16 protein-coding genes are annotated in these 9,857 nt (G+C 62.3%); 8 read left to right on the plus strand and 8 right to left on the minus strand.

Translation table 11 applies throughout. The features are described from left to right. Positions 1–305 precede the first annotated feature (305 nt). The 5 genes from EOA85_RS18115 to EOA85_RS18135 all read left to right on the plus strand — a co-directional run bounded on the left by EOA85_RS18115 (position 306) and on the right by EOA85_RS18135 (position 2,791). Complete coding sequence (locus tag EOA85_RS18115; RefSeq protein ID WP_127210638.1) at positions 306–473, plus strand: hypothetical protein; 168 nt, start codon at positions 306–308, stop codon at positions 471–473. An 85-nt stretch (positions 474–558) separates the two neighbouring features. Further along, positions 559–1,161 carry a DJ-1/PfpI family protein gene (locus EOA85_RS18120; protein ID WP_127210639.1) on the plus strand — a complete coding sequence of 201 codons (603 nt, stop codon included), beginning with the start codon at positions 559–561 and terminating at the stop codon, positions 1,159–1,161. Between the two features lie 53 nt (positions 1,162–1,214). Next, positions 1,215–1,580, plus strand: coding sequence for a VOC family protein (locus EOA85_RS18125; protein WP_127210640.1), 366 nt, complete (start codon positions 1,215–1,217; stop codon positions 1,578–1,580). 7 nt (positions 1,581–1,587) lie between these two features. After that, entirely contained in the window at positions 1,588–1,998 is a 411-nt protein-coding gene (locus EOA85_RS18130) for a hypothetical protein (protein ID WP_127210641.1), read from the plus strand. A 73-nt stretch (positions 1,999–2,071) separates the two neighbouring features. Further along, the gene (locus EOA85_RS18135; RefSeq protein WP_008873880.1) at positions 2,072–2,791 is read left to right on the plus strand and encodes a YafY family protein; all 720 of its coding nucleotides are present in this window, start codon (positions 2,072–2,074) and stop codon (positions 2,789–2,791) included. Between the two features lie 176 nt (positions 2,792–2,967). Here the strand turns inward: EOA85_RS18135 and EOA85_RS18140 are convergent, their stop codons facing one another. The 3 genes from EOA85_RS18140 to EOA85_RS18150 form a co-directional block, all read right to left on the minus strand. Then, on the minus strand, positions 2,968–3,663 hold the full coding sequence (locus EOA85_RS18140; protein WP_029348739.1) for a DUF1013 domain-containing protein: 696 nt from the start codon (positions 3,661–3,663) through the stop codon (positions 2,968–2,970). A gap of 422 nt (positions 3,664–4,085) precedes the next feature. Further along, positions 4,086–4,226, minus strand: a complete 141-nt coding sequence (locus EOA85_RS18145) for a DUF1127 domain-containing protein (RefSeq protein WP_065011316.1) — start codon at positions 4,224–4,226, stop codon at positions 4,086–4,088. A gap of 132 nt (positions 4,227–4,358) precedes the next feature. Next, complete coding sequence (locus EOA85_RS18150; RefSeq protein ID WP_127210642.1) at positions 4,359–5,372, minus strand: NAD(P)H-quinone oxidoreductase; 1,014 nt, start codon at positions 5,370–5,372, stop codon at positions 4,359–4,361. A 188-nt stretch (positions 5,373–5,560) separates the two neighbouring features. On the opposite strand from EOA85_RS18150, the gene EOA85_RS18155 reads away from it, so the two are divergent. The 3 genes from EOA85_RS18155 to EOA85_RS18165 all read left to right on the plus strand — a co-directional run bounded on the left by EOA85_RS18155 (position 5,561) and on the right by EOA85_RS18165 (position 7,398). After that, the gene (locus EOA85_RS18155; RefSeq protein ID WP_029348741.1) at positions 5,561–5,755 is read left to right on the plus strand and encodes a DUF1192 domain-containing protein; all 195 of its coding nucleotides are present in this window, start codon (positions 5,561–5,563) and stop codon (positions 5,753–5,755) included. A gap of 76 nt (positions 5,756–5,831) precedes the next feature. Further along, positions 5,832–7,079, plus strand: a complete 1,248-nt coding sequence (locus tag EOA85_RS18160) for an MFS transporter (protein WP_029348742.1) — start codon at positions 5,832–5,834, stop codon at positions 7,077–7,079. A gap of 31 nt (positions 7,080–7,110) precedes the next feature. Then, on the plus strand, positions 7,111–7,398 hold the full coding sequence (locus tag EOA85_RS18165) for a metalloregulator ArsR/SmtB family transcription factor (protein ID WP_065011314.1): 288 nt from the start codon (positions 7,111–7,113) through the stop codon (positions 7,396–7,398). 142 nt (positions 7,399–7,540) lie between these two features. Here EOA85_RS18165 and EOA85_RS18170 read toward each other — a convergent pair whose 3' ends face one another. The 5 genes from EOA85_RS18170 to EOA85_RS18190 form a co-directional block, all read right to left on the minus strand. After that, positions 7,541–7,903, minus strand: a complete 363-nt coding sequence (locus EOA85_RS18170) for a nuclear transport factor 2 family protein (protein WP_127210643.1) — start codon at positions 7,901–7,903, stop codon at positions 7,541–7,543. 72 nt (positions 7,904–7,975) lie between these two features. After that, positions 7,976–8,584, minus strand: a complete 609-nt coding sequence (locus tag EOA85_RS18175) for a glutathione S-transferase family protein (RefSeq protein ID WP_029348745.1) — start codon at positions 8,582–8,584, stop codon at positions 7,976–7,978. Between the two features lie 43 nt (positions 8,585–8,627). Continuing rightward, the gene (locus EOA85_RS18180) at positions 8,628–9,083 is read right to left on the minus strand and encodes an SRPBCC family protein (protein ID WP_127210644.1); all 456 of its coding nucleotides are present in this window, start codon (positions 9,081–9,083) and stop codon (positions 8,628–8,630) included. Between the two features lie 10 nt (positions 9,084–9,093). Beyond that, positions 9,094–9,438 (minus strand): metalloregulator ArsR/SmtB family transcription factor, encoded by a 345-nt coding sequence (locus EOA85_RS18185; RefSeq protein WP_127210645.1) that lies wholly within the window; start codon positions 9,436–9,438, stop codon positions 9,094–9,096. A 160-nt stretch (positions 9,439–9,598) separates the two neighbouring features. Beyond that, a partial coding sequence (locus EOA85_RS18190) for an alpha/beta hydrolase (protein ID WP_164759729.1) occupies positions 9,599–9,857 on the minus strand: 259 nt, incomplete at its 5' end.

The raw sequence follows: 9,857 nt of genomic DNA on the forward strand, positions 1-9,857 counted from the left end.
GTCCGGTTGTTAATTCCCCTCCGTTTCAGGCCCCTGGTCGTCTCCCTTATTTACCGAAAATTTTTCTCCTTCAATATCAGAACGCCGACCCTATCGCAGAAGGATCCGATTTCCGACAGTCCGTCGCTGCAAGCTGAACGATCTCGACGCTGATAGCGACCTGCGATGAACAAGCCGGCGTGCCGCGCACCGGCGAGCTCGGGAAGGCAAAACCGGCAGCATCACCGAAGGCCATCATTCTACTGACAGACTGCTGTCAGGAGGGGTGTGCGATAGTGTCTCCATCGAAAGAGAGGAGACCAGCTATGAACGGTTTTACCATTCTGCGCAGCATGCAGCACTATGTCGGCAAGATCAGGACGATGCGCAACGAGATCCGCACCCGGCGTTTCATGAACGGGTTGCCGCAAAGCATCCGCAAGGACATCGGTTGGCCGGATAATTACGAAGGCCGCCACGGCCGCGGCCATTGAGGCGATTTCTTCGCAGCAGCAGTTGGATGCGGACGCCACGGCGCCCAGATAGACAGGTCCGGCGGACGGACAGACGGAGCAGGAAATGTCCGAACAGAAAACCATCGGCGTTCTTTTCATCGATCGTTTCGCCGACTGGGAATACGGGCTGCTGGCGGCTTCGGCGGTCGAATGGTTCGGCGCACGCGCGGTGTCACTGACGCCGAACGGAAAGCCGGTGACTTCGGCCAGCGGATTTATGCTGACGCCCGACCGTTCCACCGAGGTTGATGAAAACACCGATCTCGACGCTGTGGCGGTCATCGGCTCCGACCAGTGGGTCGATGCGCCGCCTGATGTCTCCCGGCTGCTGACAGCGGTCGCAGCGCGTGGCGGCGTGGTCGGCGGCATTTGCGCCGGCACCTTGGCACTGGCACGTGCCGGCTTGTTCGACAAGGCCAAACACACCAGCAATGGTCGTGACTGGATCAACGAAAAGGAACCGGGTTACCCGGGCGCCCAGAACTATCAGGACGTGCCCTATGCGGTCGCCGACGGTCGCATCGTGTCCGCCCCGGGTTCGGCTCCCGGCACGTTCGCTCTTGCCTATTTGAAGACGCTCTATCCCCAGAGAAGCAGCGACGTTGCTGAGATGCGTATGCTGTTCGCCAAGGAGTACGCTGAAGGGGAATATGCTGAAGCCTCCTGACAGTATGTTGTCAGGAGCGGCGTGCAATAGTGCGGCAGTATCAGGAGACAGACATGGCTTTCATCCCTGCAAAAGCTTCGGCATGGTTCGAGATTCCTGTCACTGACATGGATCGGGCGCGCGCCTTTTATGGGTCGGTGCTCCAGAACGATCTCATTCTGGAGGAGAGCGGCCCGAACCCGATGGCCATGTTCGCCGCCGAGGACCGAACGGCCTCCGGGCACATCTACCCAGGGAAGCCCGCGGCACCGGGAAATGGCCCGACCATCCATCTGTCGGTTGCCGCACCGATCGAGGACGCCATGGAACGGGTGAGGCAGAACGGCGGGCAGATCGTCTCGCCGGCGATCTCCATTCCGGCCGGCACATTCGCTTATTGCCTCGACCCGGACGGCAACAGCTTTGGGCTCTTCGTTTAGGTGGCGCATGGTAAAGAGCTGGAACGACAGGCTGAACACGCCGGGCACCAACGGTATCAAGCCGACGCCGCGCACTGTTGGCGACGTCGTCGAAGGCCAGCCGATGCTGGTGCCGACGGCACAGCAGGTCGATGATTTCATCCGCTCCATCCCAGAGGGCGTGGACATGGACGTCCGCGCATTGCGCACCGCGCTCGCCATCGAGCACGGTGCCGAAGTGACATGTCCGGTCACTATCGGCTATCATCTGCGCACTGTTGCCGAGGCCGCCAACGAGGATCTGGAACGCGGCATGACGCTTAGCGACATCGCGCCGTTCTGGCGGGTGCTGGATGCAAAGACGCCGCCAACAGGGAAGTTTTCCTTCGGCGCGGCTTTCGTCGCCGCGCAGCGCAAGCGCGAAGGGCTCGAACCATAATGCATGTCGCCCAAAAGTGGGAACCGGTTTTGGCAAAACGACATGCATAGAAACAACACCGAGGGACCATACGATGCGTCGCGCCGACAGGCTCTTCCAGATCGTGCAGCATCTGCGCGGTGGCCGTCTGGTCACCGCCCAGAAGCTGGGCACGTGGCTCGAGGTTTCCGAGCGAACCATCTACCGCGACATCGCCGACCTGCAGTCGACGGGCGTGCCGATCGACGGCGAGGCCGGCGTCGGCTACATGATGAGGGAGGGTTTCGACCTTCCGCCGCTGATGTTCACGCGTGACGAGATCGTCGCGCTGGTCGCCGGCGCCCGCATGGTGCGCGCGTTTGGCGGCGCTGCCATGGCGCGGGCCGCCGACGAGGCGCTGGTCAAGATCGGCGCCGTGCTGCCCGATGCAGAAAAGGACCGCATCGCCCGCACCGAAATCCACACGCCGATGTGGGTGGTGAGCGACGCCGCCCGCGAAGCAATCGACCTGATCGAGCGCGCAGTGGAAAAACGCCAGGTGCTGACTATCGACTACTCCGACGAAGCAGGCCGCGGCACCGCGCGCGACATCAGGCCATTGGGCCTATGGTTCTGGGGCAAGGTGTGGACGCTGGTCGCCTGGTGCGAGATGCGCGACGATTTCCGCGCTTTCCGTATCGATCGCATCGCTTCGGTGGTCATAGCCGGCCGCGTCTTCAAGCCGGAGCGCGGCAAGCAGCTCGCCGATTTCTATCGTGCGGTTGAGCGCAGCGAGGATTACGGCATGGCACCGGACCGAGCCGCGCGAACCTAAATTAGGTGACGTCTTCCCCCTCCCCTTGTGGGAGAAGGTGGCCGAGCGAAGCTCGGTTGGCTGAGGGGTGCTGGACGGATCGCGGCGTTGGCGTTTCTTCCAACGGCCTCTTCCGTCTGGCGCTGCGCGCCAATCCACCTTCTCCCACAACAAGGGGAGAAGGCAGGTGCCCTCACCTACTCCTCGTCGTCCTTATCCTCGTCCTTCGACTTCAGCGCCGAAAGCTTGGCGAAGACCGCGTTGGCGTCGAGTTCCGCATCCTCATCCTTTGGCTTCTCCGCTGCCGGCACGAGGCGCTCGGTCAATGCCGCCGGCAGCAGCGTGTCGCCGGCCGGCTGTGCCTGCTCGCGGCCACGCGAGGCGCGGTTGACTTCCATGTCGAGGTCGATCTGCGAGGCGAGACCCAATGTCACCGGATCCATCGGCTGCAGATTGGCCGAGTTCCAGTGCTTCCTGTCACGGATCTGGTCGATCGTCGACTTGGTGGTGCCGACGAGGCGCGCGATCTGCGCGTCCTTCAGCTCGGGATGGTTACGCACCAGCCAGAGGATGGCGTTGGGCCGGTCCTGGCGTTTCGACAGCGGCGTGTAGCGCGGACCCTTGCGCTTGGATTCCGGCACCCGCACTTTGGGGTCGGACAGCTTCAGCCGATGGTTCGGGTCCTTCTCGGCACGTGCAATCTCGTCGCGGGTCAGTTGGCCGGTCATGATCGGGTCCATGCCCTTGATGCCCTGCGCCGATTCGCCATCGGCGATCGCCTTGACCTCGAGCGGATGCAGTCCGCAGAACTGCGCGATCTGCTCGAAGGAGAGCGCGGTATTGTCGACCAGCCAGACGGCGGTCGCCTTGGGCATCAGCAGCGTATTGGCCATTATGAGATATCCTTCTCGTTCGCCCGCGTTCCCGCGCGGGCGGTGGTTTTAGAGCCACCAAAATGGGAAATTCGCTGCGTATATAACCACTCCGTTGCCGTTTCGCAACGGTTTTGGAAGGTACTGTCGTAAGCATGGCTGCAGGACCGGAGAATGCAGAAGTTTGTGGGAGTGTTGCGCCGCTGGGGGCGTGGAGCTTTTTGCAGCATCTTGCCGGCGCCTTCGTGGCACCGATCGATCATCGCAGCTGCTGCTGCACGGACTTCAAAACGACAAAACCCGCCGGACAGGGTCCAGCGGGCTCGGAACCGGCGACGGGAAACCCGTCTGCTGCGGCTCTGGCTTCTAAAGCATGATCTCGGACCGAAGCACCACGTCGCGAAAAAGCGGCTTGATGCTTTCAGGCGAGATCACGCTTGAGATCAAAGCGCCTTGCGGGCGATCCTCTCGATGTCACCACGGTTGATGCCGAGGTCGTTGAGCTGACGGGCGTTCAGGCGGTTCAGTTCGCGCACGGTTTCATTGTACATGCGCCAGTTACGGAAAGCACGGATCGGGTTCATGGTAGTCCTCCATCGTTTCGATGCCGCTCAAATAGGCATCGTTGATGAAAAGTTGAACAGACGCTTTTGCATGGCCGCAATGCGTTTGTTGCATTGCACAATTAAGGTTTTGTTCAGCTTGTTTGCCGACCGTCAGCCGACATCGAGCACGATCTTGCCGATGTGGTCGCCGTCCTCCATTCGCTCATGCGCCCGCCACGCTTCCTTGAGCGGGAAAATCATGTCCATGACGGGTGCTACCTTGCGGGTGCCGAGCAACGGCCACACCTGCGCCTCCAGCGCCGCGGCGATCGCCGCCTTGAATTCGACGGTGCGCGGCCGCAGCGTCGAGCCGGTGTGGGTGAGCCGCTTGACCATCATCTTCGAGAAATCAGCGCTTGCCACCGCCCCGCTCTGCGTGGCGATCTGGACGATGCGGCCTTCCACCGCCGCGGCCTCGTAGTTTCGCGCCACATAGTCGCCTCCGACCATGTCGAGGATGACGTTGGCACCCTTGCCGCCGGTCGCGTCCTTGACCGCCGCGACGAAATCCTCCTCACGGTATTTGATCGCGCGGTCGGCGCCAAGCTTCAGACAGGCGTCGCATTTCTCCTGGCTGCCGGCGGTGGTGATGACATAGGCGCCGAAGGCCGAGGCGAGCTGGATCGCCGTGGTGCCTATCCCGGACGAACCGCCATGGACGAGCAGCGTCTCGCCGCCCCTCAGGCCGCCGCGCTCGAAGACATTATGCCAGACGGTGAAGTAGTTTTCCGGTACCGCCGCCGCTTCCGTGTGGGTAAAGCCGGCGGGCAGCGGCAGCACGCTGCCGGCATGGACCTTGACGTATTCGGCATAGCCGCCGCCGGGTGTCAGCGCGCAGACCCGGTCGCCGACACGCCACCGTGATATCTCGTCGCCAAGAGCTGCAACTTCGCCCGACGCTTCGAGGCCCGGCAGGTCCGACGCACCGGGCGGCGGCGGATAGACGCCCTTGCGCTGCTGCACATCCCGCCGGGTGATACCGGCAGCGCGCACCCGGATCAGGATTTCGCCGGGACCGGGCACGGGCACGTCGCGCGTTTCCGGTTTCAGCACTCGCGGTCCGCCGGGTTCCGAAATCGCAATGGCCGTCATCTTTGCCGGAATTTTGTTCTGTCCACTCGCCATGAGTTTTCCCGTCTCGCTTCGCCAGTTTCTTTCCAGCTGCCGGTTTTCTTGCCGACTGTTTGCATCCATGCCCCTGCCCTATGTATGCTGATTGCCAAATCAGGCAAATGGCCACTGCAGCGTCGGGCGTTCGAATTGGACGCGCAGAGGTAGCAGTTAATTTTTTTGCGCATGAGCGAGGAGCGACGATGGCGATCTTCGACGACGAACCCAAAAAGAAAGCCCGCCCGCATGAGATCGGGCAGGATCTGTCGCTGCTTTCCGTTGATGAACTGTCCGAGCGGATCGCCATCTTGCGCGACGAGATCGCCCGTCTCGAAGCCGAGCTCAAGACCAAGAGCACCACCAAATCAGCGGCCGAGGCGCTGTTCCGCCGCGGATAGTTTCCAGAGCCGAAGCGCCCGCCGCCGAAAAGCTCGAATCTTCAGACCCTCCCCAAATTCCAGCCGGATCAGCTAAATGTTTGCAAGCTACCGACCGATCCTCTCGCTGCTTCGCGGCACCGCTTTCCTGCTGGCGGCGACCGGACTGCACGGGCTGCTGTTGCCGCTGCGCGGCCAGTTGGAAGGTTTCTCGACCGCATCGCTCGGCCTGATGGGCACGGCCTGGGCCGGCGGCTTCGTCACCGGCTGCTTCTTTGCGCCGCGCCTCGTGCGTCGAGCCGGTCACGTACGCGCTTTCGGCGCCTTTGCGGCATCGGGAGCCATCGTCGCACTGCTCACCGGCCTGATCATCGACGAATATGTCTGGATCCTGCTGCGCGCCTTCACCGGCTTCACCATGGCCGGCGCCTTCATGGTCATCGAAAGCTGGCTGAACGAGAAGTCCACCAACGAGAACCGCGGCACCGTCTTCGGTCTTTACATGATGGTCACCTACGCCTCGATCATGGGCGGCCAGATGATCGTTGCCGGCGGCGACGTGAAGTCGGCCTCGCTGTTCATGATCACCGGTATCCTGTTCTGCCTATCGCTCATTCCGACCGCGGTGTCGACGGCTTCGCACCCCAAGCCGCTGCAGGACGTCTCGCTCGACGTCAAGGGGCTCTATGTCAATTCGCCGGTGTCGGCGATCGCCTGCGTTTTGATCGGCATCGCCAACGGCGCCTGGGGCACGCTTGGTGCCGTCTATGGCGCCCGTATCGGCATTTCCACGGCCGAGATCGCGCTGATGATGAGCTTGGTGGTCGTCGCCGGCGCAGCCATGCAACTTCCGGCCGGGCGTCTTTCCGACAAGACCGACCGCCGCTTTGTGCTGGCGGGCCTGGCCTTCGGCGCGGCGCTGTTCGCCCTCGCGGTCTTCCTGTTCGAACCGCGCTCCGGCGTCTTCGTCATCGTCTGCACCGCCGCCTACGGCGCTTTTGCCTATACGCTATATTCGATCGCCGTGGCCCATGCCAACGACCACGCCCGGGCCGAGGATTTCGTCAAAGTGTCGGGCGGCCTGCTGCTGCTCTATGGTTTCGGCACGATGATCGGTCCGCTGCTGGCCGCCGGCCTGATGGGCTGGATGCGGCCGGAAGGCCTGTTCCTTGCGACGGCCTTTGCGCATCTTTGCCTGGCGGGCTATACGCTGCTGCGCATCAGCCGGCGCGCGCCGGTGCCGATCGAAGACCGCGACGCTTTCAAGACGCAACCGGCCGAGCGCTCGATCACGCCGGAAGCATTGCGGCTCGATCCGCGCAGAAAGCCTGAAACCAACGGTTGAGATTTAGAAAACTTTGCCTCACAAATAAGGCATGATGTTTTCCGACGCCTTCATGGCGATTGCCGATCCCAACCGGCGCTATCTTTTGGAAGAGCTCCGGCGCGGCCCGAAGACCGTCAACGAACTGGCCGCCGGGTTGCCGGTCTCGCGTCCGGCTGTTTCGCAGCATCTAAAGGTGCTGCTCGACGCCGGACTGGTCAATGCCAAGCCGGAAGGGACAAGGCGCGTCTATACGGTCAGCAATGCCGGCTTCCTGAAGCTCAACATCTGGCTCGACCAGTTCTGGGATGCAGAGCAGCTTGGCTCGCCAGGAAACTGAGTTGCGCCGTGACGTCTTGGCCGTGGCGCACCAAGCGCGTCGAGCAGCTCGCCTGTGTCATGCTTGCGAGTGCCGAGATCATCGTGGCTGTCGAGAAGGCATCCCTGCTCGGTCCTACCGCCTGGCAAGCCGATGAGCTAGCTCAAGGTTGTTGCGGGACGAAAACGCCGTCCTTGTAGGTAGCGCCGAAATAAACCTCGACGCTGCGCAGCCTACCGTCCTGGAACGAATGCAGTTCGGTGTTGCGGAAGACCTTGCCGTCGAGCGTTTCGCAGCGATAGAGAACGAAAGCATCGTTGCCGTCCTCGCAAATCCTCTCGACGGCGATCGACTTGAAGCTGTTTGGCCAGCAGCGCGCGAAGTAAGTCGCGCGGTCGATGGCGTCGTCGTAAGGGCTGGTGAAGGTGAAATCGTCTGTCAGCACCGCCTCAATGACGCTGCGGTCGCTGGCCTGGTAGGCGGCGAAGTAACTGCGGATCAAGTCCGATCTGCTTTTGACAGGCATGGCGAAAGCTCCTTTGGATTCAGGTGCTGGCGTTGAGCCGCACATCGTCCCATTGAAACAGTGTCGGGCGGCCTAAGCGTTCCAACTTGGACGTTTCTGAACACGGTCGAGCCAATGATGGACATTGACGAGCGCGTCCGGAATGTCTGTTCCGAAGAAAGCGCCAAGCCACGCTGCGACGGCGGCGGTGATATCGGCGACGGAGTACTGGTCACCGGCGATGAACGGACGGCCATCGGCGATCTCGCGGTCGAGCCACGCCCACTTTGCCGGAACGGCTTCTCGCTGCGTTTCGGCGAAAGCCGGGAATTGCACGAGCCGCTCCGCAAACATGGGATCGGAATGCTGGGCAATGCTGCCAATCGTTCCGAAGATCTCGATCTCGGCGCGGCGGTTCCACATTTCGACCTTGCCCTGGCTGACCGCGTCCGAGCCGAACAGTGCCGGCGTCGGATGCAGCGCCTCCAGATAGCGGCAGATGGCGATACTTTCGGTGATCACCGTGCCGTCGTCGAGCACGAGCACGGGAATCTGGCCTAGTGAGTTGAGCTCAAGGAATTGCGGCGCCTTGTGCTCGCCTTTTGTGAGGTCGACATTAACCCGCGGAACATCGATGCCTTTCTCAGCCATGAAGATGCGAACGCGGTAGGAATTCGGACCGATGCCGCAGTAGAGTTTCATACTATCCTCCCAATTCTGCTGGTCTTGGCTCGGGCTGCGGCGCTCACGCGCATTCTACCCGCAGGTTGTCGAGCATCTGGCTCCAGCCGGCCTGATGGTTTTCGGGCTGATCATGGCCATCAAGAAAGGCGCCTTGCTCGGTCATCACCAGCCGGCAGCCTGCGCCTTCTCGACGGAATTCAACCGTCAGCAGGCCGACAAACAATCGCTGGCCGCTGCTGGTCATGCCGCCAGCCGAGACGATGCGTTGGTCGCGCACGATGTCGAGGTAGCGCGTCTCGTTCACATAACTCTCGCCACCCTTGGGTCCGAAACGGCTGAGCGCAATGCCGCCCACCTGGAACTCGAAGCAGTCAATGCTGGTTTCCCACCCCTCGCCGGGCGAGCCCCAGCGCTGCAATGCGGCGGGATCGGACCAGGCGGCGAACACCCGCGCCGGCGAAGCGGCGTAGCTGCGTTCGAGCACTATGGTCGAATGGACGACGGAGCGTTCGCTCATGTTGGCCTCCTCAGTTTCCTTCGGTTTCGTCCTTGGTTTCGGCAAGAAAGGCGCCGAGCCGGTCGAGCCGCTGTTCCCAGTTCAGGCGCCGTTCGTTGATCCAGTGTTCGGCGGTCCTCAGCGCCTTCGGCTCGATCCGGCAGGTGCGCACCCGGCCGAGCTTTTCGGTGCGGACGAGGCCGCTCGCCTCCAGCACGTTCAGGTGCTGGACGACCGCCGACAGCGACATCGCAAGCGGCTCGGCCAACTGGCTGACCGAGGCGGGGCCGCACGACAGCCGCTCCACCATGTGCCGCCGCGCCGGGTCGGCGAGCGCCTGGAACATCAGGTCGAGTTGGGCGCTATCTTGCAGCATCGGGCTTAACCGTTGTTGCAGGGGACGAGCTTGAAGTAGGACATTGTTTCGCTCGTTCCTTTGGTGGTTCGCCGCTGCGTGGTTTTACGGAGGGCCGAAACACTGAAGCGATTACTTAACTATTGCCACGGAGATAGTGTGTCAAGGTCCGGCTCCGCGCTTATTTGGCTCGGGCATGGGTGACGATGGCATCAACGATCGCGGCCCAGTCGTCGGGATGCAGTTCATGGCCGCCGCCCTCGATGCGGACAAGGCTTGCGCCGGCAACTGCTTCGGCAAGGGCGGCGCCATGCTCGACCGGAAAAATCGGATCCGCTGTGCCGTGGATAACGAGGAGCGGAACCTTCAACTCGTCCAGGCGACCCCTCCAGTCTTCGCCGCCCCGATCTTCGCCGCCCCGATCTTCACCGCCCCGATCT

Origin of the sequence: Mesorhizobium sp. M5C.F.Ca.IN.020.29.1.1, from assembly GCF_003997375.1 — a bacterium.
GTDB lineage: Bacteria > Pseudomonadota > Alphaproteobacteria > Rhizobiales > Rhizobiaceae > Mesorhizobium > Mesorhizobium wenxiniae.